27 protein-coding genes, 7 pseudogenes and 1 riboswitch are annotated in these 23,089 nt (G+C 53.5%); of the genes and pseudogenes, 7 read left to right on the plus strand and 27 right to left on the minus strand.

Translation table 11 applies throughout. From position 1 onward, the window contains the following. Positions 1–310: 310 nt before the first annotated feature. From sufB to NSQ51_RS14310, 6 genes and pseudogenes are all read right to left on the minus strand, one after another. A complete protein-coding gene (sufB, locus tag NSQ51_RS14285; protein ID WP_015375743.1) occupies positions 311–1,708 on the minus strand; it encodes a Fe-S cluster assembly protein SufB in 1,398 nt (465 codons plus the stop codon). A gap of 22 nt (positions 1,709–1,730) precedes the next feature. Continuing rightward, positions 1,731–2,165: a Fe-S cluster assembly sulfur transfer protein SufU gene (sufU, locus tag NSQ51_RS14290; RefSeq protein ID WP_015375744.1), complete on the minus strand. Its 435-nt coding sequence runs from the start codon at positions 2,163–2,165 to the stop codon at positions 1,731–1,733. Further along, positions 2,155–3,375 (minus strand): cysteine desulfurase, encoded by a 1,221-nt coding sequence (locus NSQ51_RS14295; protein ID WP_049626342.1) that lies wholly within the window; start codon positions 3,373–3,375, stop codon positions 2,155–2,157. Before NSQ51_RS14295 ends, sufU begins: the two co-directional genes overlap by 11 nt. Next, on the minus strand, positions 3,372–4,682 hold the full coding sequence (sufD, locus tag NSQ51_RS14300) for a Fe-S cluster assembly protein SufD (RefSeq protein ID WP_121649986.1): 1,311 nt from the start codon (positions 4,680–4,682) through the stop codon (positions 3,372–3,374). The genes NSQ51_RS14295 and sufD overlap by 4 nt, the downstream gene beginning before the upstream one ends. Positions 4,683–4,699: 17 nt before the next feature. After that, entirely contained in the window at positions 4,700–5,479 is a 780-nt protein-coding gene (gene sufC, locus NSQ51_RS14305) for a Fe-S cluster assembly ATPase SufC (RefSeq protein WP_011232465.1), read from the minus strand. Between the two features lie 231 nt (positions 5,480–5,710). Continuing rightward, positions 5,711–6,107 (minus strand): annotated as a pseudogene (locus NSQ51_RS14310) (carboxymuconolactone decarboxylase family protein). A gap of 65 nt (positions 6,108–6,172) precedes the next feature. Between NSQ51_RS14310 and NSQ51_RS14315 the strand changes: the two are divergent. After that, entirely contained in the window at positions 6,173–6,364 is a 192-nt protein-coding gene (locus tag NSQ51_RS14315) for a hypothetical protein (RefSeq protein ID WP_033010372.1), read from the plus strand. A gap of 105 nt (positions 6,365–6,469) precedes the next feature. Here NSQ51_RS14315 and NSQ51_RS14320 read toward each other — a convergent pair whose 3' ends face one another. From NSQ51_RS14320 to NSQ51_RS14365, 10 genes and pseudogenes are all read right to left on the minus strand, one after another. Then, on the minus strand, positions 6,470–7,321 hold the full coding sequence (locus NSQ51_RS14320) for a MetQ/NlpA family ABC transporter substrate-binding protein (protein ID WP_049626343.1): 852 nt from the start codon (positions 7,319–7,321) through the stop codon (positions 6,470–6,472). Positions 7,322–7,336: 15 nt separating this feature from the next. After that, complete coding sequence (locus tag NSQ51_RS14325; protein ID WP_049626344.1) at positions 7,337–8,005, minus strand: methionine ABC transporter permease; 669 nt, start codon at positions 8,003–8,005, stop codon at positions 7,337–7,339. After that, positions 7,995–9,023, minus strand: a complete 1,029-nt coding sequence (locus NSQ51_RS14330; protein ID WP_033016344.1) for a methionine ABC transporter ATP-binding protein — start codon at positions 9,021–9,023, stop codon at positions 7,995–7,997. The genes NSQ51_RS14325 and NSQ51_RS14330 overlap by 11 nt, the downstream gene beginning before the upstream one ends. A gap of 88 nt (positions 9,024–9,111) precedes the next feature. Next, a riboswitch (SAM riboswitch) is annotated at positions 9,112–9,221 on the minus strand. Positions 9,222–9,294: 73 nt separating this feature from the next. Beyond that, positions 9,295–9,639, minus strand: coding sequence for a hypothetical protein (locus NSQ51_RS14335; protein ID WP_033016346.1), 345 nt, complete (start codon positions 9,637–9,639; stop codon positions 9,295–9,297). 153 nt (positions 9,640–9,792) lie between these two features. Beyond that, entirely contained in the window at positions 9,793–10,107 is a 315-nt protein-coding gene (locus tag NSQ51_RS14340) for a thioredoxin family protein (RefSeq protein WP_094239171.1), read from the minus strand. After that, entirely contained in the window at positions 10,104–10,463 is a 360-nt protein-coding gene (locus NSQ51_RS14345) for a toprim domain-containing protein (RefSeq protein ID WP_033010412.1), read from the minus strand. The genes NSQ51_RS14340 and NSQ51_RS14345 overlap by 4 nt, the downstream gene beginning before the upstream one ends. A 171-nt stretch (positions 10,464–10,634) precedes the next feature. Then, positions 10,635–10,775 carry a DUF2553 family protein gene (locus NSQ51_RS14350; RefSeq protein ID WP_233205007.1) on the minus strand — a complete coding sequence of 47 codons (141 nt, stop codon included), beginning with the start codon at positions 10,773–10,775 and terminating at the stop codon, positions 10,635–10,637. A gap of 73 nt (positions 10,776–10,848) precedes the next feature. Beyond that, the gene (gcvH, locus tag NSQ51_RS14355) at positions 10,849–11,232 is read right to left on the minus strand and encodes a glycine cleavage system protein GcvH (RefSeq protein ID WP_033016348.1); all 384 of its coding nucleotides are present in this window, start codon (positions 11,230–11,232) and stop codon (positions 10,849–10,851) included. Between the two features lie 93 nt (positions 11,233–11,325). Continuing rightward, positions 11,326–11,703 (minus strand): arsenate reductase family protein, encoded by a 378-nt coding sequence (locus NSQ51_RS14360; RefSeq protein WP_033010367.1) that lies wholly within the window; start codon positions 11,701–11,703, stop codon positions 11,326–11,328. Between the two features lie 650 nt (positions 11,704–12,353). Then, a pseudogene (locus NSQ51_RS14365) lies at positions 12,354–12,914 on the minus strand (3-hydroxyacyl-CoA dehydrogenase NAD-binding domain-containing protein); the annotation flags it as partial. A 182-nt stretch (positions 12,915–13,096) separates the two neighbouring features. On the opposite strand from NSQ51_RS14365, the gene NSQ51_RS14370 reads away from it, so the two are divergent. Beyond that, the gene (locus NSQ51_RS14370; RefSeq protein WP_011232479.1) at positions 13,097–13,246 is read left to right on the plus strand and encodes a YuzL family protein; all 150 of its coding nucleotides are present in this window, start codon (positions 13,097–13,099) and stop codon (positions 13,244–13,246) included. 62 nt (positions 13,247–13,308) lie between these two features. Here the strand turns inward: NSQ51_RS14370 and NSQ51_RS14375 are convergent, their stop codons facing one another. Next, a complete protein-coding gene (locus NSQ51_RS14375; RefSeq protein WP_033010362.1) occupies positions 13,309–14,226 on the minus strand; it encodes a proline dehydrogenase in 918 nt (305 codons plus the stop codon). A 165-nt stretch (positions 14,227–14,391) separates the two neighbouring features. Between NSQ51_RS14375 and NSQ51_RS14380 the strand changes: the two genes are divergently transcribed. After that, the gene (locus NSQ51_RS14380; RefSeq protein ID WP_033010361.1) at positions 14,392–14,649 is read left to right on the plus strand and encodes a hypothetical protein; all 258 of its coding nucleotides are present in this window, start codon (positions 14,392–14,394) and stop codon (positions 14,647–14,649) included. Positions 14,650–14,664: 15 nt separating this feature from the next. Then, complete coding sequence (locus NSQ51_RS14385) at positions 14,665–15,000, plus strand: spore coat protein (RefSeq protein WP_033010359.1); 336 nt, start codon at positions 14,665–14,667, stop codon at positions 14,998–15,000. A 215-nt stretch (positions 15,001–15,215) separates the two neighbouring features. On the opposite strand, the gene NSQ51_RS14390 is transcribed toward NSQ51_RS14385, so the two are convergent. Together NSQ51_RS14390 and NSQ51_RS14395 are read right to left on the minus strand one after the other, a co-directional pair. Next, positions 15,216–15,386, minus strand: coding sequence for a hypothetical protein (locus NSQ51_RS14390; RefSeq protein ID WP_183085371.1), 171 nt, complete (start codon positions 15,384–15,386; stop codon positions 15,216–15,218). A 99-nt stretch (positions 15,387–15,485) separates the two neighbouring features. Then, entirely contained in the window at positions 15,486–15,641 is a 156-nt protein-coding gene (locus NSQ51_RS14395; protein ID WP_162839636.1) for a hypothetical protein, read from the minus strand. Positions 15,642–16,098: 457 nt separating this feature from the next. On the opposite strand from NSQ51_RS14395, the pseudogene NSQ51_RS14400 reads away from it, so the two are divergent. Both NSQ51_RS14400 and NSQ51_RS14405 read left to right on the plus strand, forming a co-directional pair. Further along, positions 16,099–16,380: pseudogene (locus tag NSQ51_RS14400) on the plus strand (FAD-dependent oxidoreductase); the annotation flags it as partial. Positions 16,381–16,790: 410 nt separating this feature from the next. Then, positions 16,791–17,064, plus strand: a pseudogene (locus tag NSQ51_RS14405) (pyridine nucleotide-disulfide oxidoreductase); the annotation flags it as partial. A gap of 138 nt (positions 17,065–17,202) precedes the next feature. On the opposite strand, the gene NSQ51_RS14410 reads toward NSQ51_RS14405, so the two are convergent. From NSQ51_RS14410 to NSQ51_RS14425, 4 genes and pseudogenes are all read right to left on the minus strand, one after another. Next, the gene (locus tag NSQ51_RS14410) at positions 17,203–17,670 is read right to left on the minus strand and encodes a flavin reductase family protein (RefSeq protein WP_033026215.1); all 468 of its coding nucleotides are present in this window, start codon (positions 17,668–17,670) and stop codon (positions 17,203–17,205) included. 268 nt (positions 17,671–17,938) lie between these two features. Further along, complete coding sequence (locus NSQ51_RS14415) at positions 17,939–18,586, minus strand: GntR family transcriptional regulator (protein WP_049624151.1); 648 nt, start codon at positions 18,584–18,586, stop codon at positions 17,939–17,941. 39 nt (positions 18,587–18,625) lie between these two features. After that, positions 18,626–19,790 (minus strand): annotated as a pseudogene (locus NSQ51_RS14420) (aldehyde dehydrogenase); the annotation flags it as partial. 2 nt (positions 19,791–19,792) lie between these two features. Then, positions 19,793–19,936, minus strand: a pseudogene (locus NSQ51_RS14425) (dihydrodipicolinate synthase family protein); the annotation flags it as partial. On the opposite strand from NSQ51_RS14425, the pseudogene NSQ51_RS14430 reads away from it, so the two are divergent. After that, positions 19,890–20,306, plus strand: a pseudogene (locus NSQ51_RS14430) (LysR family transcriptional regulator substrate-binding protein); the annotation flags it as partial. The pseudogenes NSQ51_RS14425 and NSQ51_RS14430 overlap by 47 nt on opposite strands. Before the next feature lie 127 nt (positions 20,307–20,433). Here NSQ51_RS14430 and NSQ51_RS14435 read toward each other — a convergent pair. From NSQ51_RS14435 to NSQ51_RS14450, 4 genes are all read right to left on the minus strand, one after another. Then, on the minus strand, positions 20,434–21,333 hold the full coding sequence (locus NSQ51_RS14435) for a manganese catalase family protein (protein ID WP_047818969.1): 900 nt from the start codon (positions 21,331–21,333) through the stop codon (positions 20,434–20,436). Between the two features lie 21 nt (positions 21,334–21,354). After that, positions 21,355–21,591, minus strand: a complete 237-nt coding sequence (locus tag NSQ51_RS14440) for a YuzF family protein (RefSeq protein ID WP_049624150.1) — start codon at positions 21,589–21,591, stop codon at positions 21,355–21,357. A gap of 141 nt (positions 21,592–21,732) precedes the next feature. Continuing rightward, entirely contained in the window at positions 21,733–21,861 is a 129-nt protein-coding gene (locus NSQ51_RS14445; RefSeq protein ID WP_255350132.1) for a hypothetical protein, read from the minus strand. After that, the gene (locus tag NSQ51_RS14450) at positions 21,861–22,982 is read right to left on the minus strand and encodes a response regulator transcription factor (RefSeq protein WP_342462699.1); all 1,122 of its coding nucleotides are present in this window, start codon (positions 22,980–22,982) and stop codon (positions 21,861–21,863) included. The genes NSQ51_RS14445 and NSQ51_RS14450 overlap by 1 nt, the downstream gene beginning before the upstream one ends. Positions 22,983–23,089: the final 107 nt, after the last annotated feature.

Consider the following 23,089-nt stretch of genomic DNA (forward strand, 5'->3'; position numbering starts at 1 on the left):
ATCATCTCTTTCACGTTCCACTCTCTTTTTCATCGTTATATTTTCAAAATAATGAAACATCACCAATCCGATTATAGATCATAACAAAATATTCATAAATAACCATTCCTTCACAAATCTGAAATGGACGATCATCGTTATGGACGCTTTTAGCACGGATAGAGCATGCCAGCATAACAATGACCGCTGACACCCACTCCATGTGACTCAAAACATTGAGGATGAGACACTGAAGTGGGATCAGCGGCACTTGAAAAAAATGATGGGTGCAGCGCTTCGTTTGAACGCTGTACCCTTGATATGATCAAGATTATCCAATGCTTCCTTCCATCTCGAACTTGATCAAGCGGTTCATCTCGACCGCGTATTCCATCGGCAGCTCTCTTGTAAACGGCTCAATGAAGCCCATGACGATCATTTCCGTCGCTTCCTGCTCGGAAATGCCGCGGCTCATCAAGTAGAACAGCTGCTCTTCCGACACTTTCGACACTTTCGCTTCGTGCTCAAGCGAGATGTTGTCGTTTAAAATTTCGTTGTACGGAATCGTGTCCGATGTCGACTGATTGTCGAGAATGAGCGTATCGCATTCGATGTTCGAGCGCGAGCCGGACGCTTTGCGGCCGAAATGGACCATGCCGCGATACGTCACCTTGCCGCCTTGTTTGGAGATCGACTTCGAGACGATCGTCGATGACGTATTCGGGGCCAAATGGATCATTTTCGCCCCGGCGTCTTGATGTTGCCCTTTGCCTGCGATGGCGATCGACAGCGTCAAGCCGCGCGCCCCTTCGCCTTTTAAGATGACGGCCGGGTATTTCATCGTCAGCTTCGAGCCGATGTTGCCGTCGATCCATTCCATCGTCGCGTTTTCTTCGCAGACGGCGCGCTTCGTCACCAAGTTGAAGACGTTGTTCGCCCAGTTTTGGATCGTCGTGTAGCGGCAGTAGGCGCCTTTTTTGACGATGATCTCAACAACCGCGCTATGAAGCGAGTTCGTCGTGTAAATCGGCGCTGTACAGCCTTCGACGTAATGGACGTGCGCCCCTTCGTCCACGATGATGAGCGTCCGTTCAAACTGCCCCATGTTTTCCGAGTTGATGCGGAAGTACGCCTGAAGCGGCGTATCGACTTTGACGCCTTTCGGGACGTAGATGAACGAACCGCCCGACCAGACGGCCGAGTTCAAGGCCGCAAATTTGTTGTCTGTCGGCGGCACGACTTTGGCGAAATACTCGCGGAACAAGTCTTCGTTCTCCTTCAGCGCCGAGTCGGTGTCTTTAAAGATGACACCGAGTTTTTCGAGGTCTTCTTTCATGTTGTGGTAGACGACTTCCGATTCGTATTGCGCCGAGACGCCGGCCAAATATTTTTGTTCCGCCTCTGGAATCCCTAATTTATCGAACGTCGCTTTGATCTCCGCCGGCACCTCATCCCACGAACGGCCCGATTTTTCCGTCGGTTTGACGTAGTACGTAATTTCATCGAAATCGAGGCTTGATAAGTCGCCGCCCCATTGCGGCATCGGTTTGCTGTAGAAGATGTCGAGCGCTTTTAAGCGGAACTCGAGCATCCATTGCGGCTCGTTTTTCATCCGCGAAATTTCTTCGACGACTTCACGCGTCAGGCCGCGCTGGGCGCGGAAGACGGAGACGTCTTTATCGACGAAGCCGTACTTGTATTCACCAATTTCCGGGGCTTTTTTCGCCATCTCGGTTCACCTTCCTTTAGACTTAGTGGTGATGCAGTCCTTTTTCGAGCGCTTTCCACGCGAGCGTCGCACATTTGATGCGGGCCGGAAACTTGGAAACGCCTTGGAGCGCCTCGATGTCGCCAAGGTCGACGGAATCGTCGTACTCTTTCCCTTGGATCATATCGGAAAAAATGTGGGCGAGCCGAAGCGCTTCCTCCACCGTTTTTCCTTTGATCGCCTGCGTCATCATCGACGCCGACGACATTGAAATCGAACAGCCTTCGCCTTCAAATTTGACGTCGGCGACTTTTCCGTCTTCGACTTTCATCGTCAAGTGGATGCGGTCGCCGCACGTCGGGTTGTTCATGTTGACATCGACGTTCGTTCCTTCAAGCACCCCGCGGTTTCGCGGGTTTTTATAATGATCCATAATGACTTGGCGGTAAAGCTGATCCAACGGATGGTTAGAAGACATGGCTGAAGTACTCCTTCGCTTTCTGTAATGCGGCGATGAACCGGTCGATTTCCTCTTTCGTATTGTAAAGGTAAAAGCTCGCCCGGGCGGTCGCCGTCACGCCGAGCCATTTCATGAGCGGCTGGGCGCAATGGTGGCCGGCGCGGATGGCGATCCCTTCGGCGTCAAGAACCGTCGCCACATCGTGCGGATGCACCCCGTCGATGTTAAACGTCACAAGCCCCGCCCGTTCTTTCGGGCCATATACCGTGACGCCGTCGATGCCAGCCAGCCGTTCGAGTGCGTATTGCGCCAGCTCGTGCTCATGGGCGGCGATGGCGTCCAAGCCGACTTGTTCAAGGAAATCGATCGCCGCCCCAAGGCCAATCGCCCCGGCGATGATCGGCGTGCCTCCTTCAAACTTCCACGGCAGCTCTTTCCACGTCGAGTCGTACAGCTCAACAAAATCGATCATTTCGCCGCCGAACTCGACCGGCTCCATCTGCTCAAGCAATTTCTTTTTGCCATATAATACGCCGATTCCCGTCGGCCCGCACATTTTATGGCCGGAAAGGGCGAGAAAATCGCAATCAAGTTCCTGAACATCGACCTTCATATGCGGAGCGCTTTGCGCCGCATCGACGACGACGACCGCGCCGCGCTTATGGGCGATGCGGGCGATCTCCCGCACCGGGTTGATCGTCCCAAGCACGTTCGATACATGAGCAATGGCGACAATCTTCGCTGCTTCGGTGACGGTCGCCTCGACATCGCGCAGATCGATCGTGCCGTCTTCCTGCATTGGAATGTATTTTAACGTCGCCCCCGTTTGCTTCGCCAGCTGCTGCCACGGAATCAAGTTGCTGTGATGCTCCATGTACGTGATGACGATCTCATCGCCTTCTTTGACGTTGACGCGCCCGTAGCTGGAGGCGACCAAATTAAGCGATGCCGTCGTGCCACGCGTAAAGATGATTTCCTGCGCCGATTGGGCGTTTAAAAACCGCCGCACTTTTTCGCGCGCGCCTTCGTACGCATCGGTCGCCTTCGTCCCGAGCGTATGGACGCCGCGGTGGACGTTCGAGTTGTACTCGCGGTAATAGCGGTCAAGCGCCTCAATCACCGGCAGCGGCTTTTGCGATGTCGCCGCGCTGTCGAAATAAACGAGCGGATGGCCGTTCACTTGCTGATGCAAAATCGGAAACAACGCGCGAATGTCGTTCACATTCATGATTGAACTTTCCTTTCAATCACTTCAATTAATTGGTTTTTCACGCCTTCAAGGGGAATCGCCTCGACAACCGGCGCCAAAAAGCCGTGGATGATGAGCCGTTCCGCGTCGCGTCTCGGAATGCCGCGGCTCATTAAGTAATACAATTGGATCGGGTCAACGCGCCCGACAGAAGCGGCGTGGCCGGCCATGACGTCGTCCTCGTCAATCAACAAAATCGGGTTCGCATCGCCGCGCGCTTTTTCGCTCAACATCAAGACGCGCGACTCCTGCTCGGCGTTTGATTTTGACGCACCGTGCTCAATTTTCCCGATGCCGTTGAAAATCGAGGTCGCGCTGTCGCGGACGACGCCGTGTTTTAAAATGTGGCCTTCTGTATGCTTTTCGTAATGAATGACGCTCGTCGTAAAGTTTTGCACTTGCTCGCCGCGGCTGACCGCGACCGTTTTCGTATCGCCGAACGAGCCGTCGCCGACAAGGCGGGTGATGTTCTCGGAGACCGTATTGCCGTCATTCATCAGCCCGAGCGCCCATTCGATCCGTCCATCGCGCCCGGCGATGCCGCGCCGATTGACATACGTCGTGGTGCCTTTGGCCAAATGGTCGACAGCGGCGAAAAAGACGCTTGCGTTCGCTTGAGCAAACACCTCGGCGACCACATTAACGACCGCGTTTCCTTCGCGGCTTGTTGATATATAATTTTCGACAAACACGACGCGGCTGTTGTCTTCCGCCACGACGATGACATGGTTAAACAAGGCGATGTCGTCTTCGTCTTGAATATAGACCGCCTGAAGCGGCGTTTCAATCTCCACATTTTTCGGGACATAGACAAACACACCGCCGTTGAGCAGCGCCGCATGGAGCGCGGCAAGGCGGTGCTCATCCGGCTTGACCGCCGTCATCAAATAGTTTTTCAGCAAGTCGCCATGCTCGCGCGCTGCGGTGAAGATGTCGGTGAAAATGACGCCCTTCTCCTTCAACTCATCGGACAGCGACACATACGCCGGCGTATGGTTGCGCTGCACGTACAAATTTTTCGTTCCTTCGCCGGCTTGCATGAGCGCCTTGACCGCTTCAGGCAAGTCATCGAGGCCGGCATATGGCGCACTGTCAACGGCATGGCGTGAGAAGCCAGTGAAGTTCCAATTGTCGATTTTCGTTTTCTCCGGTTTCGGAAGCGGCAGCCGCTCCGCCAACCGAAGCGCCTCAAGGCGCCGCTCGGTCAGCCAGCCCGGTTCGCCGCGTCCGCTTGAGAACGTGCGGATGTAGGTTTCATCGAATGGGATTTTCGTTTCTGTCGCCATAGTCCTCCTCCTAACGCTTACGCTTCTTGTCCGACCGTTTCGTCTTCGATGCCGAGTTCTTTTTTGATCCAGTCGTACCCTTCCGCCTCAAGCCGCTGCGCCAGCTCCGGACCGCCGGACTTGACGATGCGCCCTTGCATCATGACATGCACATAATCCGGGGTGATGTAGTTGAGCAGCCGCTGGTAGTGGGTGATGATCAAACAGCCGAACTCGCTGCTGCGCATTTCGTTGACACCTTTGGCGACGATTTTGAGCGCGTCGATATCGAGGCCGGAGTCGATCTCGTCTAAAATGGCGATTTTCGGCTCAAGCATCATCAGCTGCAAAATTTCATTTCGCTTTTTCTCCCCGCCCGAGAATCCTTCGTTCAAGTAACGGTGCGCCATATCCGGGTTCATTTCGAGAAACGCCATTTTTTCATCGAGCTTGCGGATGAATTTCATGAGCGAAATTTCGTTGCCTTCGCCAAGCCGGGCGTTGATCGCCGCGCGCAAAAAGTCGGCGTTCGTCACTCCACTGATTTCGCTTGGGTATTGCATCGCCAAAAACAGGCCGGCGCGCGCCCGTTCGTCGACTTCCATCTCAAGGACATCCTGGCCGTCGAGCGTCACCGATCCTTCTGTCACTTCATATTTTGGATGGCCCATAATGGCCGATGCCAGCGTCGACTTCCCCGTTCCGTTCGGACCCATGATGGCGTGGATTTCCCCGCCTTTGACTTCCAAGTCCACTCCTTTTAAAATTTCTTTTCCCTCCACGGCGACGTGGAGATTGCGAATCGTCAATACCGCCATGCAGCATACCTCCAATTCTCAATTGAAAGTCAATTCACTCGCTTGTCTTCTAGCGATCGTTCATTCTCATTTTATTCTCATTATCATTTTATAACAAATGAAAACTACGTGCAACTTTCCCGCTCTGTTTTCACTGTGACCGTGTGAAAAAACAGCGCCTTTTACTATTTTACACGAAAACCGCAAGCTTGTACGAGTTTTTGCAAAAAAAGACCCCGTTTTTTCCGGAGTCTAGTGAGCCGCCCGCAGCTCGCGGAGGCATTCTTGCACAAGCGTCACCGCTTGGCTCATCGCCGCCCCGCCGCCAAACGCGGCCGCCACCGCGTATACTTCCAAAATTTCCTGTTCCGACGCTCCTTCATCAAGGCAGCCTTTCGCATGGTAAATCGTGCAATACTCATCTTGCGTCGCCAGGCTGATGCCAAGGGCGATCAATTGTTTTTCTTTTTTCGACAGCGCTCCCTCGGCAAAGCACGCTTCCGTAAACGCGTTAAACCGCTCGGCTACGTTCGAAAGTTTTTTGGGTGAACGCCTCTATCCCTTCTTTGTAGCGGTGAAGGGAGGATTCGACCGATGCATAAACGAATGGTATTGAAAGGGTGTGGAAACACCACCGTTTCGCCAACATCGACGGAATGTCATGATGAAAACGAATGGTTCTGTTCCACTCCCATCATCATAGGAAAGGGGGCAATGCCATTGATTCGTTGGGTTGTCTTTGCCTTAACCGCCGCTTTCGCTTCGTTTTTGGCATGGATCATCATCGGCAGCATTCTCGGTGAACACGGGGACGTCATCTTCAGTTTAACGACAGTGGTCGCCCTGCAAAACTGCGTCATCATCGTCATGCTCGCCGCCGTACTGGCGCGTTTGAACAACCGATGAAGCGCGGGAAAACAGACCGGCCGCGGCGTCTCTCCATCCAAAACGGTTTTGAACTTTCGGGCGGCTCTTTTTTGTGCAAAAAATAACGGAAGCGATTCGCTTCCGTTATTGATTGTTTGTCGCCGCTGGAATGACGGCGCCGTGGTATTTTTCTTTGATGAAATCTTGGATTTCTTTCGATTGCAGCACTTCGACAAGCGTTTTGATTTCTTTCCGGTTTTCATCGCCTTTGCGCACCGCCACAATGTTCACATACGGATTGTTTTTCGGCGACTCCACGGCGATCGGGTCTTTCGCCGGGTCCAAACCGGCGTCAAGCGCATAGTTGGCGTTGATCAAAACCGCATCGCCTTCGCCGTTTTTGTAAATTTGCGGCAGAAGTCCAGCATCGACGTCCGCTTTAAATTTCAAATGTTTCGGGTTTTCGACGATGTCGTTGACCGTCGCTTTCGTTTTATCGATGCCCGGTTTCAGCTTAATGAGCCCCTTTTCTTGCAGCATCGACAAAATGCGGCCATGGTCGGCGACCGAGTTGCTCATGATGATCGTCGCGCCGTCCGGCAGTTCTTCAATGCTTTTGTATTTTTTCGAGTATAAGCCGATCGGCTCGATATGAATGCTGCCGGCGTTGACGAAATCATAGCCGTACTCTTTCTTTTGCGATTCCAAATACGGAATGTGTTGGAAATAGTTGGCGTCGATTTGCTTCTCAGCCAGCGCTTTGTTCGGCAAGATGTAATCTTGGAACGTAATGATCTCCAAGTCGATGCCTTTTTCTTTCAAAATCGGTTTCGCTTTTTCCAAAATTTCCGCATGCGGCACGTTCGACGCACCGACTTTCAACTTCACCAATTTGCCGTCTTTGCCGCCTTCCGCGCTGTCGTTATTGTTGCCGCCGCATGCCGCCAAAGCGAGCACGAGAATGGCGGCGAGCAACACACCCAACCATTTCTTCATCAGTTGTTTCCCCCTTTATCGTTTATCGATTTTCGAAGTGACAAAGTCACCGATCAGCTGAATGATAAATACAATGACCAACACCAATACGGTTGCGACAAATGTCACATCGTTATGGTTGCGCTGGAACCCTTCCAAATACGCCAAGTTCCCAAGCCCGCCGGCGCCGATGGCTCCAGCCATCGCTGTATAGCTGACGAGCGACACCGCCGTCACCGTAATGCCGGAGACAAGCGCCGGCAATGACTCCGGCAGCAACACTTTCCAAATGATCGTCCACGTTGAGGCGCCCATCGCTTGGGCTGCTTCGATGACGCCTTTATCAATTTCGCGAAGGGCAATCTCCACCATGCGGGCGTAAAACGGTGCGGCCCCAATGATCAAAGCCGGCAGCGCCGCATTGGCGCCAAGCATCGTCCCGACGAGCCAGGTGGTAAACGGAATGAGCAAAATGATCAAAATAATAAACGGAATGGAGCGGAAAATGTTCACAAACGCCGCAATCACGGTATTGACAAACCGGTTTTCCCATAGGTTGCCCTTCGCTGTCAAAAATAGAAGCAAGCCAAGAACGATTCCGAGAACGAAAGTGGCCGCCACCGCCACTCCCGTCATATACAGCGTCTCGACCGTCGCCGCCCACATCGTCTCCCATTGGACGTTCGGCAGGAGGTTAGCGAGCATCGTGAATCACCTCCACCGCCACCTGCTGGCTTTGAATGTAGCCAAGCGCCCGGTCAATTTCATCCGCCGCCCCATTGATGTGCACAAACAGCACCCCATAAGCGCCTTGATGGGTTTGCGAAATTTTCCCTTGCAAAATATTCATATCGACGGCAAATTGCCGCACGACCTGGCTGATGAGCGGCTGGCCGGCCGCCGCGCCGACAAACGTCAGCTGCGCGATCAGCCCGCTCGGGTATTGGCCAAACAAATGGGAAATCGCCTCTTCCGTCTCTTCCGGCTCGACGAGCTGCTTGACGAACCGCTTCGTGATCGGCTGCTGCGGGTTGCGGAACACGTGCAACACGTCGCCTTGCTCAACGATTTTGCCGTTTTCCATCACGGCGACGCGGTCGCAAATTTTGCGGATGACGTGCATTTCATGGGTGATCAGCACGATCGTCAGCCCGAGCCGCTTGTTGATGTCAACGAGCAAGTCCAAAATCGCATCGGTCGTCTGCGGGTCCAACGCCGATGTCGCCTCGTCGCAAAGCAGCACTTTCGGGTTGTTGGCGAGCGCCCGGGCAATGCCGACACGCTGCTTTTGCCCGCCGCTCAACTGCGACGGATACGCCTCTTCCCGCCCCGTGAGCCCGACGAGCTCGATCAATTCATCGACCCGTTTTTGCCGCTCCGCTTTCGGAACACCCGCAATCTCGAGCGGAAACGCAATGTTTTCCCGCACTGTGCGCGACCAAAGCAAGTTGAAATGTTGGAAAATCATCCCGATCTCTTGACGCGCCTTGCGCAGCTCCCGCCCTTTGATGCGCCCCATGTCGCGGCCGGCGACGACCACCCGGCCACCCGTCGGCTTCTCGAGCCCATTGAGCAAGCGGATGAGCGTACTTTTCCCCGCGCCGCTGTAGCCGATAATGCCGAAAATTTCCCCTTCGCGAATCTCAAGCGACACATTGTCGACGGCCGTGACCGAGCCGTTAGCCGCTTGATAGATCTTTGTCACATGTTCGAGTGTAATCATCGTTTCACCTTCCTCCCCAAGGCGGCGGAGCGCAAAAAGAAAACCTTTCTGCCCGCAGAGAACAGAAAGGTATTGTGCACCATTCCGTCTCTTATCTCTCAAAGCAGGCCGCTTTGTGTGAATTGGCACCTTTTCAGCGCACGCGCTGACGGTTGCCGGGCTTCATTGGGCACATCCCTCCACCTCTCTTGATAAGAGCGCAACAATCGCCTATTCGATTGACTACAACTGTGATTGTATCACCTTGTGTCGAACATTGTCAATAAAAATTTCACCCAACATGCCGATATGGCTTAGCCAAATGGAGGAGCGACTCAAGCAGCAACAGATGACGAAAGCTTCCCGATACATGCACTTCGCGCAGCCGGACGAGCTGCTGCAGCTTCAGCTCGCCGTCTAAAAGCGAGCAAAGTGCTTTTTTGGAGCCGTGCACCGTCAAGACGTTCCGTTCATCAGGTTCCCTTCCGGCAGTAAGCTCCTTGCCGAGCGCCACCATGGCGGTCTCTTCCTCGCTTTCAAAGCGAACATACAGCTGCTCATCCGGCAAAATCGGCAACAAATGGCGCAACGTTTGCATCCGTTCCATAAACTGTCCTACCAACTCGCACATTTCCATTGAGCATCCTCCCCCCATCTCCTTTGTCCTTTTATTTCCATGCCGAAGGGGGAGAATCCTTTACAAAAATCTCGACAGCCGCCGTGGCGAACCAACGCCGTTTTTGTCATTTCCCATGAAATGTGTCAAACGGCGTCAAAAAATGGCGGATCGTCAACGCGGCAAACGGGCGCGGATTGCTTCGTACAAATAAGGGACCGAATGGAACGCATACCATTTGCCGATGATCTCTCCGCCGGCGAAAAGAAGCAAGCACGGAACGCTTTCAATTTTCCACGCCGCCGCCTGCTCGGGGATGTAGTTGATGTCCGTTTCGCAAAACGGTATGTCCGGAAACAATTGTTCTAGGACAACAAGCATGCGCCTCGCCAACTGGCACGTGCCGCACAGTGGGGTATACAACGAAAGAGCGAGAAGCGGCTCCCCTTCCACCATTCGCTTAATATCGTTTCGACCGATTGTGTTCACTCGCCTCTTCCTCTCATGAACGATTCGATACGGACGTCAAAATGGGCGCGCAGCAGCACATGCGCCAAATGCCAGATCGGGGCGGCGGCCACTTCGCGATACGCCCGGTCAATGTAAATATGCCCTGCTTCCGGAAACACCCGGCGGAACTGCCGGCGCAATTTTTCCCCCGCCTCGTCGGCATCGGCGAGCACGTACACATCCCGCCCTTCGAGTTCATCGGCCAGCTCCTCAAGGCGCGCATCGCTGATCGTGCCGTTCGTGCAAATGATGACAACCGGCTCGTTCAGCACGGCCGCCACTTTTTCCTTATCTGACCGCCCTTCCACAATAATCACTTTTTCCACCTGTCGCATGTCCGACCCACCTAACGTGAATGAGGATACAATATTGTATGGCAACAGAAAAGCAACGGCCATCCGCCGTTGCCTCCTAACACCAGCCCGCCTCCCCGTCGCAGTCGACATATTTTTGATCCGGTTCAACGGTAGCGGTGACCCATTTTCAAATTTTCCCATTTGTTCGCTTTATCCGTTTTTCCACGCTACAGCCGCAGGAAGCGGAAGGCGGCCGATGAGCTCGCCTCCCTCGTACAGTTCGATCGTGCGGCCGTTCCATTTGCCGGTGACCCGGTCCGTGACATCCAGTTGCTTCGTTTGCAACACCATCACGAGCACCCCTTTTTCATCACATTCCGGTATGTATAGGGGGCCCGGTTCGAAGCGAACTTTGCAGGAACGTTTATCCTTCGTTGATCATCGCTTCGTATTGTTCGGCCGTCAACAAGTTGTCCACTTCACTTAAGTCTTTCGGCTCAATAACGATCATCCATGCTTTTTCATACGGTGATTCGTTCACATATTCCGGATTGTCGTTCAACGCTTCGTTCACTTCGACGACCGTGCCGCTGATCGGCGCATACAATTCCGAGACGGTTTTCACCGACTCAACGCTGCCGAACGGCTCGTTCGCTGTCAGTTCCGCGCCGACTTCCGGCAGCTCGACAAACACGATGTCGCCCAGCTCCGATTGGGCGAAATCGGTGATGCCGATGCGCACTTTATCCCCTTCGACGCGCACCCACTCATGCTCTTTCGAATAACGGAGTTCTTTCGGCGTGTTCATTAAATCCCTCCAGTGCGGCAAGTTGTGTTCTTTTTCATCATAACCGATTTTTCGCCAAAACTCACTGAATTCATTTCATTTCGGCCAAATTTTTTATGTTTCCGTCGAAACGCGCCCGGCAAAACACGATTCGTAGTCTTGTTCGCGGAATCCGACCACGACCCGCTCGCCGTCCGTTAAAATCGGCCGCTTGACGAGCATGCCGTCCGAGGCGAGCCACGTGAGCATCTCGTCTTCCGAGGCGCCATCGAGCTTGTCTTTCAATCCGAGTTCGCGGTATTTCATGCCGCTTGTATTGAAAAATTTTTTGAGCGGCAGCCCGCTTTTTCGATGCAAGTCGGCGAGCTGTTCTTTCGTCAGCGGCTCGTCGACCAAATGCACCGTTTGCACCTCAATGCCGTGTTCATCGAGCCAACGCTTCGCCTTCCGGCACGTTCCGCATTTTGGATACCAGTAGAGCGTCAGCGCCATCCGCATTCCTCCCTTTCATTCGACGGCTTGGAATTCATGGAAAAAGAAGCACCAGGCAAACGCCTGGCACTTCCCATTATCACACAATATACCGTTCCGCTTCAATGAGGGCGGCAGCCGCCTCGCGTTTTTTCGCGATCACATTGATCGGCGTATGGCGCGTAAACCGGCGGAGAGCGGCGAGCATCATCCGCAGCGTGTCGCCTTGTTCGACGGCGACAAGCGTTTCTTTCGCATGCCCCTCAATTTCATCCTATTTCGCGCAGGAGACTCCCACTTCAACGACCAAAGGGAGTAAGTGGGAGAGGAATGCGCGTTCCCCTTTTCTTTTGTGTATGATATAATAAAGGCGTGGAGAAAACCGTTTAATAAAGGCACTCCAATAACGGCTACTCGATGTATGGAGTTGGTTACAGGAAACGTTGTAACCGTAAAACATCGAGCGTAGGTCCGTCTGTTGTGTGTGGAATCCAAGTACTGCCAACAGACAGACCGAGAGAATCGGTAACGATGCAGGCATGACCTGCGTCGTTGGGTAGTTGTCAACCTGCCCTGATGCAACCCCAAGTCAAGGAAGGAGGACGAAGTCCGCTTGTACTTCTGGGGAGTTGCAAGCCCCCACTTCAAGCGTTAGCTAAGTGGGGGTAGTTGACATAGGCGACCACATCCGGATCGGTATGCTCCGTCGGGATGATTTCAAGCAGCTTCAAATAGCGCGGCGGATTGAAGAAATGCGTGCCTAAAAAGTGTTTTTTGAAATCATCCGAACGCCCCTCCGCCATCGCAGCGATCGAGATGCCGGATGTGTTCGAGCTGACGATCGTCCCCGGCGTCCGCACCTCGTCAACACGGGCGAAAACGCTTCGTTTGACATCCAAGTTTTCGACGACGACTTCAATGATCCAATCAACATCCGCCAGCCGATGGAAATCGTCTTCAAAGTTGCCGGTTTCAATGAGCGCCAGATTGTCTTGAGCCATCAGCGGCGCCGGCTTTTGCTTTTTCATCCGCTCCAGCGCCTGATTGGCGAGGCGGTTGCGCACTTGTTTATGCTCGAGCGTCCAACCTTTTGCTTCTTCCTCTTTCGTCAATTCCCGCGGCATGATATCCAACAGCAGCGTCGGAATACCGACGTTCGCCAAATGGGCGGCAATGCCCGAACCCATGACGCCGAACCCAAGCACCGCAGCGCGCCGAATGCGTTTTCCCATTTCGGTTCCCCCTCACACCATTGAATGAATCATCATTCATTTTTTGGTGAAAAAATAGTCGTGAAAACGTTATCTATATTCAATATATAGTATGTTGTTAATTTTCGCGATATATTTGCGCACATTTTTTTCACATCGCCGCCGTTCTTTCAATCCATACTAACAACCAGGAGGTGAAGACGATGGCCCGGCTGAAAAAAAATCCGTCTGAACGCGGCGTCAGCGCGGCGAGCGTGAAAGGAAACGCCGGCCCGACGGTCGAAGCCGACGGCGGCGGCAAGCGGACGAGCCAAAATCAGCAGTACAAAAAGCACAACATGCAAGGGGACTGAACGCCTAAGGGCGTCCGTCCCCTTTTTGCCTGCTTGACTTTCGCGCTGCCGGGCGATGGGCGTCACTTACGGAACATGCCTTTGACGACGAACGCCACGTTGGCCGGGCGCTCGGCGAGCCGGCGCATAAAATAGCCGTACCAATCGGTGCCGTACGGCACGTACACGCGCATCGTATACCCTTCGCGCGCCAGCTCGACCTGGCGCTCCGGACGAATGCCGTACAACATTTGAAATTCGAACTGACTGTTCGGGATATTGTATTCCTTGACGAGCTGCTTCGTATATTCAATGATGGCGTCGTCATGCGTCGCCACCGCCGTGTAATTGCCGTTTAGCATATGCTGCTTGATGATCTTTTTAAAGTTTTCGTCCACATCTTTTTTGTCTGGAAACGCCACTTCCGGCGGCTCTTTGTACGCCCCTTTGACGAGCCGCAAGTTCGGGCGGTACGGCTTCAGATCTTCAATGTCTTGCTCCGTCCGGTACAAATACGCCTGCAGGACCGTTCCGACGTTATCGTACTCTTTTTTCAACGTTTTAAAAATGTCGAGCGTCTTTTGGCAGCGTGAATAGTCTTCCATGTCGATCGTCACGAACACGCCGCGCTCTTTCGCCGCATCCAAAATGCGGCGCATGTTGCGCATGACAAGATCATCGGAAATGTCAAGCCCCATCGACGTCATTTTCAGCGACAGTTGCGAATTCAGCTTCTCGCGGCTGATCGCGTCGATCGCCTCTAGGCAATGGTTCGCCATCTCGTTCGCTTCTTGCTCGTTATCGACAAACTCTCCCAAGTAGTCGACCGTCACGGCCAGCCCTTTTTCGTTCAACCGGCGGATGACATGCACCGCTTCCTCAATCGTTTCGCCGGCGACAAACCTTGACGCGCCGAAGCGGAGGCCGTATCGCTTCGCCAACCGGGTCAACGTCTTATTTTTGGACAAGAACAAAAAAAAGTCGCGCATCAGCTGTTCCACTGTTGCAAGCCCCCTTTGTACGGAAACGCATTCATAATCCTTATTGTACCATGTTTCCGCCCGATTAAATACGTTTTTTCCGCACGGTTTATCTTTTATATGTGAATAATTTTCCACTCACTGCACAATCTACAAGCGAACAAACCATGAAAGGAGCGAAACGCGATGCAGCAACAACCGCAAATGAACCCGCAGACTGCGATGCCCGAGCCGCCGCAAATGGTGTCATCAAAAGACGCCATGTATTTTTCCGATATGATGTCGTGGAACTTGCTCGCGGCGAAAAAGGCGCACTTTTTCGCCGCGCAATGCCGGGACCCCGAGGTGGTGCAGGCGATCGAGCGCGCCGGGCAAATGCATCAGCGCCATTACAACATGATTTTGCGTCATTTGCAAAACCCGCCGCAGCCGCCGGTGATGTGAAAGGAGGGACGCCCGATGAACCAAAAACAAGTGCAAAATCCAGAGACGCAAGTGCCGAAAACGCCGCAAATGAACGAACGCGATTTTTTGAACGACATGTTGACAACAGAAAAATACATGACGTCGGCATACAGCGTGTACTTGCATGAGGCGAGCAACCAACCGTTATATCAAGAAATGATGAACATTTTCACAGAAACACAAAACTGCCAGCGCGAACTGTATAACTTGATGTTCAAAAAAGGCTGGTACAAACTTGAAGCCGCCGATCCGCAAAAGCTTCAGCAAATGTACCAGCAGTTCCAAGGGTATACGAATCAGCTCCCTTATCAAGGGAATGTCATGCAATAACAAAGCAAGAGGATGTCCGAACAGCAAAAGGACATCCTCTTTCTCAATCCGTTAAGAAGACCGGGTGCAGAAAGGGGAGAAAGGGATGACAGCGCCATCCGAATCCGTGTGGAACATGCTGCAAACAGCCGACGTCCGCATCCGCGACACCGAGATCATTGAATAAGCACCCCTTCTTGTTCCACAGGGATGCTTATTCTTTCATGAATAGACGATCAATCCCACCAGTCTGGATACGGCGGATACGGCGGATATAGCAGATACGGCGGATACGGCGGATACGGCGGATACGGGTAAAACGGACGCGGAGCTAACGCGCCGCCGAGCAGTCCGCCCAAGAAGCCGCCGACAAATGGGGCGCCAAACAACAATCCTGGAAATGGCATCGTTCCTTCTCCTTTCCCCAAAGCTAGAATGCTACACTGTATTCATATGCAACAAACAAGAAAAGAGGGTGGGTCGTCCGCCCAACCCTTGCCGGTTTCTCACCACCAAATGGGGACATACCACAACGGATAGAAAAACAGCGGAACTAATGCGCTCCCGAGCAAACCGCCTAAAAAGCCGCCAAAAAACGGAGCGCCGAAGAAAAACGGGTGCGGCCGCCAAATGCGTTCATCCGCTGCTTGGAGATGGCTCATCTTGCTTTCCTCCTTCCACTTGCTTTAGTCCCACTGTATGCAGAAAAAACGCCCGTTGCTTAGGCCAGTACCTATATAAGTTGCAATAAAGATTTTCCGATTTCGTAAATGAGAAGATAAAAAAACCGGCGCCATTCGCCGGTTGAATGCGACAGAAACAGGAAGCCGCTTTTCGCTGTATTATTTTTGCACAACCATTTTCATCCCGCACTGGCAAAGCAATGAATGTTTCAGCCGCCGAATAGGCTGGCGGCATTGTTCACAAATCATCGGCTTGTTCATCGATCTTTCTCCCCTTTGCACTCCTTCTACATTCTATTATACACACTTTTTGTTTATAGTAAATATAAATTAAAAATTATTATTAAATGATAGTGCGGATGATTTTGTTCCGCTTCCCATTTGTGCTACACTCATAGTGTTAATATTCTAACAAATAACAAAGGGAGGATGCACGATGTACGACATCGCCATCATCGGCGCCGGGCCTGCAGGGGCAAGCGCCGCCATTTTCGCCGCCAAAGCCGGGAAGAGAACGGTCTTGTTTGACAGCGACAAAGGCATGACAAAGCGCGCTTGGGTGGAAAACCATTACGGCGTTCCGCAAATCAGCGGCCCGGAATTGGTGGAAACCGGGAAAAAACAAGCCGCAAAATTCGGAGCAGAATTGGTGGAAGCACAAGTGACGGATGTGCAAAAAACAGACGGGGGATTCCGTCTCGAAACAGAAGCTGGATCCTGTCAACTACCCCCACTTAGCTAACGCTTGAAGTGGGGGCTTGCAACTCCCCAGAAGTACAAGCGGACTTCGTCCTCCTTCCTTGACTTGGGGTTGCATCAGGGCAGGTTGACAACTACCCAACGACGCAGGTCATGCCTGCATCGTTACCGATTCTCTCGGTCTGTCTGTTGGCAGTACTTGGATTCCACACACAACAGACGGATCTACGCTCGATGTTTTACGGTTACAACGTTTCCTGTAACCAACTCCATACATCGAGTAACAGTTATTGGAGTGCCTTTATTAAACGGTTTTCTCCACGCCTTTATTCTATCATACACAAAAGAAAAGGGGAACGCGCATTCCTCTCCCACTTACTCCCTTTGGTCGTTGAAGTGGGAGTCTCCTGCGCGAAATAGGATGAAACGAAACACGTCATCTTCGCCACCGGTTTGGCGACCGATTTAGCGGAAAAAATCGGCCTGCGCACCAAACCGGGTACGGAGCCGCGCATTAAAACGGTGCTTGACGTCGACGCCAACGGCAAGACGAACATCGACGGCCATTTGGGCGGCCGGGACGGTCGCTGGCGTCAGCGTCCATACGATCATCACAGCGGGCGACGGTGCGAAAGTCGCCATCAACGTCATCAGCGAGCTGAACGGCGAACGGTACGTCGATCACGATGTATTGAAAAAATAACAACGAAGGTGTCCCAAACAGCGGGACACCTTTTCTAAATAGCGCCATGGAAACGGCCGAAATGCAAGATGACGGGCCTGAAACGTCTGTCGCGTCGTCCCCGCATGACAATAGCGGCCCCGATCCATCCAAGGGCGCTTATTGTCCAATGCTCCGGTACTTCCCTTCAAAAAACAAGAGCGGGTCGCCCGGTTCGTCTTTCATCAAAATATCGGTCACTTCCCCAAAGTAAAGCGTATGATCGCCGGCCACGTACGTGCTGTGGACGTTGCATAAAATATTCGCCAACGCCTCCGGCAAAATCGGATGGCCGTTCACCCAATCAAACGAAACGGGGCGCTCTTCTTTCAACTGGCCGGCAAACAAGCGCGACAACTCCTCTTGATCGCGCCGCAAAATGTTGACGGCAAATTTCCCCGTTTGCTTGACAATGTCATGCATTCGCGCTTTATGGCCAATGGAGACGACGACAAGTTTCGGGTCGAGCGAAACGGACATAAACGCGTTCGCCGTCATTCCTTTCGCTTCCCCTTGAAAGTCGGTCGTCACGACCGTCACGCCGGTCGCAAATTTTCCCATGGCTCTGCGAAATGTACGATCATCCATACGTTTCTCCCATCCTTCCCTTTTCGTCATCCAGCAGCCCTACGCCTTCAGCTGGCGGTTGGGCGGCTTTCCTTCTTGATGTTTCCACACGACGGGCGTTTCGTCCGACATCTTGCCTCTATGGCTAGGCCCCATTCATGCCGAAATGAGGGTCAAATCTACCCCCATCATAGCAGAAATAGGGGAAAGAAACAACGACGATATACGGCTGTCATCGGCGGCCCGCCGCTCCAAGGTACGCCTCTGCCACCCGCTCAGCGGAAGAAGGTCAGCGCCGCCGCTTAAACGCTTCGGCGGTGTTGATTTTGTGTTGACGAACGTATTGTTCGATTTCATGCGGCGGCGCCTGTTCACGCAACAGACGGATGATCTCTCGATGTTCTTCGATCGATGCTTTCGCCCGCTGCGGCACAAAGGTGAAGCCGTAGGCGCGGATGCGCTTCATCCGCTGCCAAATTTGCTTGATTTGCTCTTCAAGATAGGCGTTGCCGCAATGGGCGTAAATCAGAGAGTGAAATTCATAGTTCAGCTCGCTGAACCGTTCCAGCTCCAGCTCTTCAAGCGCCCGCTCCATCCGCTCGTTTACTTGCTCAAGCCGATCGATCGCCTCCTTTGTCAAATGGGGGGAGCCGAGCGCGGTCGCATAGCCTTCCAGCACAGCCAACACCGACAGCGTCTCGATATATTCTTTCTCGTTGATGTTGCTCACAACGGCGCCCGTATACGGTTTGAGCTCGACAAGCCCTTCCGCTTCAAGCTGGCGGATCGCCTCCCGCACCGGGATGCTACTGAGTCCAAGCTCGCGGGCGATTTGGCCGATGACGACCCGGTATCCCGGGCCATAGACGCCGTTTTCAATGCGAGAAAGAATATACTCGTAAGCCAATTGGGTTTTGTTTTTCGCTTTCGTTTCCATACGTTTATCATATACTAGATCGTATACATTGACTAGCCATTATGCCTGTTCGGCAGACAAGGCGGTCTGTTTCTCCCCTTTGCCGAATGCGGGGATTGGCGGATCGCCGACCGCGACGTGGACAACTTGCACTTCCGTATAGAAATCAAAGCTGTAATGCCCGCCTTCGCGGCCGATGCCGCTGTATTTCGTCCCGCCAAACGGGATGCGCAAATCGCGGACGTTCGGCGAGTTGACCCACGCCATCCCGCTTTCGATCGCTTGGGCGACGCGGTGGCCGCGCTTCATGTCGTTCGTCCAGACGTACGCCGCCAATCCGTACTTCACATCGTTCGCCAACCGAATAGCCTCTTCTTCACTCGTGAAAGACATGACGGCCATGACCGGTCCGAAATTTTCTTCCTGCGCCACTTTCATATCGTTGCGGCAGTTAAGCAATAATGTCGGGGGCACAAAGTTGCCGCGCTCCAGCCCTTTCGGAACGCCCGGGGCATAGACGTCCGCCCCTTCCTGTTTGGCGATCTCAATATAGCGGTTCACCCGCTCCCAATGATCGCGATGAATGAGCGGTCCCAGTTCGGTCGCGGGGTTCATCGGATCGCCGATGACGATGCGGTCGACGCGCTCTTTCAGCCGGACGACAAATTCGTCGTAAATCGACTGCTCGAGCAGCAGCCGCGAGTTGGCCGTGCACCGTTCGCCATTGAGCGAAAACACGCCCCACACCGCCGCGTCAAGCGCCCGATCGAGATCGGCGTCGGCGAACACGATGAGCGGCGACTTGCCGCCGAGCTCCATCGATGTTTTTTTCAACGTTGCCGCGCTGTTGCGGATGATCTCCATGCCGGTCGTCGTCTCGCCGGTAAACGAGATGAGGCGCACATCCGGGTGGGCAACCAATGCGGCGCCCGCCGTTTCGCCAAACCCGTGCACGACGTTGAACACCCCGCGGGGCAGCCCGGCTTCATCGATGATTTCCGCCAGTTTATTCGCCGTCAACGGTGACCATTCGGCCGGCTTCAAGACAACGGTGTTGCCGGTCGCCAGCGCGGGAGCCACCTTCCACGTTTCCAGCATAAACGGCGTATTACGGCGTAATGAGCCCGGCGACGCCGACTGGTTTATAAACGGTATAGTTTAAAAACTGACCATTCACATGATACGCCTCGCCAACAAGGCGCGTCTTCACCATTTCCGCGTAAAAGACGTTCCCGTGACGGAAATGCCGTGCGTGCCGCTTTCAATATGCCAATCGATGAGCGCGGCAAGCGCCGCAAAATCCACGTTTCCTTCCTCATCAAACGGCGTGTTGCCGGCGCAATGGAAGACCGGCCAAACCGCGTTATACATGCGCGATTTTGCGGATCGGCCGCTTCTCCTTCTCCACCGGGTGCACGGCGCCGGACAGTACGAGCGGGTCATCGAGGAATGCCGCCGCCATGGCTTTGAACCGAACGTTCTATGCGAATGCCCGGACGCGACCATATTGCTCTCCCTTGTCGCCCAAGGCCTCGGAGCCACCATTGTGCCGCAATCCACTGTAGCCTTGTTTCGCCTCCCCGTCATCAAGGTGCTGGAGATCATCGACTCTTCGATGACAGCGGAAGCCGCCGCCATCCTCGACCGACAACGGTATTTGCCAAAAAGCGCCTGAACATTCCTCGACGTGCTCCAAACCGCTGCGGCCCGCGCCGCCGGCGGACAACATGAAGAAAGATAGCGATTCCTCCAATCATGGACGCTCAAGTGAAGGGAAAAAACAACATTGGCGTCATCTCTTCGTTGCGCCGCCCTTTTTGTTCAACGACCGGCTTTCCAAAAAAAATCAGGCGCCGTTGGGCGCCTCATCACAACCCTGCCGACCGCTGCAGCCGCTTGGCGATTTCCAAAAAATCTTCGGCCGAAATCCCGGGAGCGAATTCTTCCGGCACTTCGTCCAAATCGGGGATCGCCCCCCCTTGGGGCGCTCCTTCGACCACCTCGAGCGGCTGGCCGTCGCTTGGATGGGTTCCTTTCCAAATGCGGACGATTTCTTTGTAATAGCGATCGCTGAACGTATAAAGTCGGCGGTGGACGCCTTGATCCTCATACTTTCTCGCCGCATCGAACACGCGGTTATCGAGGTTCGGGATTGGCAGAAGCTTCGTCACATCAACGCCCGTCGCCACTTCCAACGCCTTGGCGTACGCCAAAACATGAACGCCCCCGCGCACAAGCAAGTAGCCGATCATCTCGCGGGCGGTAGGGTGGTCCGTCATTTCATAGACGCGCATTTTATGCGTGCGCGCTCCGCATTCAAGGAAAAAGTTGTGAAGCAAATCCAAAATCAAGTTGCCGCTGTTGAACACGTACTCCCCCGTCCACGCCTTCCCCATCGAATCGCCGGGAAACGCCGTCTGCGCCGTCGCGATAAAATGATACGTATTGCGCTTGTCTTTCGCATCCTTCATCGGCGCTGTATCCGGATCACCTGGATGGGTGGAGCCGGTCAAGCAAAGGTTGATCGCATTGGACACGAGCTCGACATGGCCAAACTCTTCGGCGGTGATGCTCGCCACCAACTCGTAAAACGGGCGCAGCTTCTTTTTTTGCCGAAAATTGAATGACTGAAACAAATAATTGTTTAACGTCGACATTTCTCCGAAACGGCCGCCAAGCAGCTCCTGGACAGCGGCAGCCGCATTGGGGTCCGCGTATTTGGGCTTCGGCAATTCAATCGCCAGCCGGTCGATCCGCTGAAATACCACGACTCTTTTCCTCCTTTTCCATTAATCGCCGAGGCGAACAGACACCACTTGCGCCAAGCGGATGTAATAAACCGCCTGATTCGCTGAGATGACGATATGGTCCGGCTTCACATCCCTCACCGTTCCTTGGATCGAACCGCGGACGGTTTCCACTACCACTTCTTTGCCGTTCAAAGCTTGGAAAGCGTGGTACACATACGGGTCAACCAGGGCAATGAGCTGCGGTGACGAAGCATGGGACACGTAGGGCTGGTTCATTCTCATTTCCTCCCTTTTGATGCGTTGAAGAAGATTCCCTTTTATCCATATGCCGCCCCGTGCCAAACATGACAAAAAACCAAGCGCCCTAAAAAAGAAAGCGGCCTTGATGCCTACTCATCAAGCCGCTTCCAACGATGGTTACGCCGCGAGAAAGCGGCGAACGCTCGGAATCTTTTGCACCACAAAACGGTCAAACAGCCAAAAAACGGTGAGCAATCGGCGAAAATGGTGTGAAATGAAACGGCCGGACAGACCAGTCCGCCTCATCATCCGATCAACCCAAGACGCAGCGCTTTTGCCACCGCTTCCGTCCGATTTTTCGCGTTGAGTTTCCTTAAGGCGCTGGAAATGTAGTCGCGCACCGTAAATTCGCTCAAATAAAGCTGACAGGCCGCTTCCAATGTCGATGCCCCATCAGCGAGCAGCTTCAACACCTCGATTTCCCGCGGCGACAGCGGCTCATGCTCTCCCTCATCCTTTTTTCTCGCCGGCGCTTCGATCAATTTCAACAACAACTCCCCCGCGCTTTGGCCAAATTTCATCAGCGCGGGAAACAGACGGCGGTCAACGGCAAAGAAGCGGCCCGGTCCGCGGTCGAGAACGACGCCTCCAATCATCCGCCCTTCCGTCGGCACATACACCGGAACGATCACCAGTGAGGCCAAACCGAACAAATCCACATACAGGCGCGGAAACTGTTCGCTCGCCCTCGGCACATAAATCGGACGAAAATGGCGAAATTCATGCACTTCCGCTTTCAATTTCCCCACGCTTTCTTTCAACATCGGAATGCTGTCCAATTCCACGCGCAAGCGCTGAATTTGCCCATTGTCCACGCCATGCCCGTGCAGACCGATGGCTGTGCTCTCCTGATTGACAAATTGAAACAGAGCGCAGCGGCTGAAAGGAAGAAAATAGGAAAAACCAAAACAAATATGCGCCGCCGATTCCTCAAACGTCTGCGCCCGCAAAATCCATTCGTTGAACAAAATGACGGCATCTTTCCACAAGGATTCTTTTTTCCACGCGGAATCGCTACTGGGTTTGAATGATTGTTCATTCACTTCATACAACAACCATTCATTCCATTTGAAAAACAAATACCGCACGGCTGGGTGCAGCGCAGCAGCCGCTGACGCATGCGCCTTCAACACTTGATGAACCGTATTTTCCATTAAATTCAGGGAAAATATGACCATCTCCGGATGAAACGCCGCAATGCGTTCGAGCTGCCCATTCGCTGGATGTTCGCCCCCGTACGGGAGCAATCTTGCCTGAACGAATGCGCATAGCGTGGAAAACACCTCTTGAACCCGCGCATTCCGCTTGCCAAGCGCCTCGCCGATCCGTTTCCATTCCCGGTTCAATTCCGCCGCATACCTATGCAAGATGTCGGCCGCTTCATGAAGCAAACGAAGCAAATGATCATTTCATTCCTTCGACATCCACATCCTCCCCCCGCATCCCCGCTAGTGATCGACTACTTTGATCATCT

This window comes from Geobacillus sp. FSL K6-0789, from assembly GCF_038593135.1.
GTDB lineage: Bacteria > Bacillota > Bacilli > Bacillales > Anoxybacillaceae > Geobacillus > Geobacillus stearothermophilus.

Bases quoted from the DNA above. Each gene is read 5' to 3' on its own strand.
- sufB (WP_015375743.1), bottom strand. From the start codon at position 1,708: ATGGCGAAAAAAGCCCCGGAAATTGGTGAATACAAGTACGGCTTCGTC.
- sufU (WP_015375744.1), bottom strand. From the start codon at position 2,165: ATGTCTTCTAACCATCCGTTGGATCAGCTTTACCGCCAAGTCATTATG.
- NSQ51_RS14295 (WP_049626342.1), bottom strand. From the start codon at position 3,375: ATGAATGTGAACGACATTCGCGCGTTGTTTCCGATTTTGCATCAGCAA.
- sufD (WP_121649986.1), bottom strand. From the start codon at position 4,682: ATGGCGACAGAAACGAAAATCCCATTCGATGAAACCTACATCCGCACG.
- sufC (WP_011232465.1), bottom strand. From the start codon at position 5,479: ATGGCGGTATTGACGATTCGCAATCTCCACGTCGCCGTGGAGGGAAAA.
- NSQ51_RS14315 (WP_033010372.1), top strand. From the start codon at position 6,173: ATGCCATTGATTCGTTGGGTTGTCTTTGCCTTAACCGCCGCTTTCGCT.
- NSQ51_RS14320 (WP_049626343.1), bottom strand. From the start codon at position 7,321: ATGAAGAAATGGTTGGGTGTGTTGCTCGCCGCCATTCTCGTGCTCGCT.
- NSQ51_RS14325 (WP_049626344.1), bottom strand. From the start codon at position 8,005: ATGCTCGCTAACCTCCTGCCGAACGTCCAATGGGAGACGATGTGGGCG.
- NSQ51_RS14330 (WP_033016344.1), bottom strand. From the start codon at position 9,023: ATGATTACACTCGAACATGTGACAAAGATCTATCAAGCGGCTAACGGC.
- NSQ51_RS14335 (WP_033016346.1), bottom strand. From the start codon at position 9,639: ATGGAAATGTGCGAGTTGGTAGGACAGTTTATGGAACGGATGCAAACG.
- NSQ51_RS14345 (WP_033010412.1), bottom strand. From the start codon at position 10,463: ATGCGACAGGTGGAAAAAGTGATTATTGTGGAAGGGCGGTCAGATAAG.
- NSQ51_RS14350 (WP_233205007.1), bottom strand. From the start codon at position 10,775: ATGGTGTTGCAAACGAAGCAACTGGATGTCACGGACCGGGTCACCGGC.
- gcvH (WP_033016348.1), bottom strand. From the start codon at position 11,232: ATGAACACGCCGAAAGAACTCCGTTATTCGAAAGAGCATGAGTGGGTG.
- NSQ51_RS14360 (WP_033010367.1), bottom strand. From the start codon at position 11,703: ATGGCGCTGACGCTCTACTGGTATCCAAAATGCGGAACGTGCCGGAAG.
- NSQ51_RS14370 (WP_011232479.1), top strand. From the start codon at position 13,097: ATGGCCCGGCTGAAAAAAAATCCGTCTGAACGCGGCGTCAGCGCGGCG.
- NSQ51_RS14380 (WP_033010361.1), top strand. From the start codon at position 14,392: ATGCAGCAACAACCGCAAATGAACCCGCAGACTGCGATGCCCGAGCCG.
- NSQ51_RS14385 (WP_033010359.1), top strand. From the start codon at position 14,665: ATGAACCAAAAACAAGTGCAAAATCCAGAGACGCAAGTGCCGAAAACG.
- NSQ51_RS14390 (WP_183085371.1), bottom strand. From the start codon at position 15,386: ATGCCATTTCCAGGATTGTTGTTTGGCGCCCCATTTGTCGGCGGCTTC.
- NSQ51_RS14395 (WP_162839636.1), bottom strand. From the start codon at position 15,641: ATGAGCCATCTCCAAGCAGCGGATGAACGCATTTGGCGGCCGCACCCG.
- NSQ51_RS14410 (WP_033026215.1), bottom strand. From the start codon at position 17,670: ATGGATGATCGTACATTTCGCAGAGCCATGGGAAAATTTGCGACCGGC.
- NSQ51_RS14415 (WP_049624151.1), bottom strand. From the start codon at position 18,586: ATGGAAACGAAAGCGAAAAACAAAACCCAATTGGCTTACGAGTATATT.
- NSQ51_RS14440 (WP_049624150.1), bottom strand. From the start codon at position 21,591: ATGAACCAGCCCTACGTGTCCCATGCTTCGTCACCGCAGCTCATTGCC.
- NSQ51_RS14445 (WP_255350132.1), bottom strand. From the start codon at position 21,861: ATGAGGCGGACTGGTCTGTCCGGCCGTTTCATTTCACACCATTTTCGC.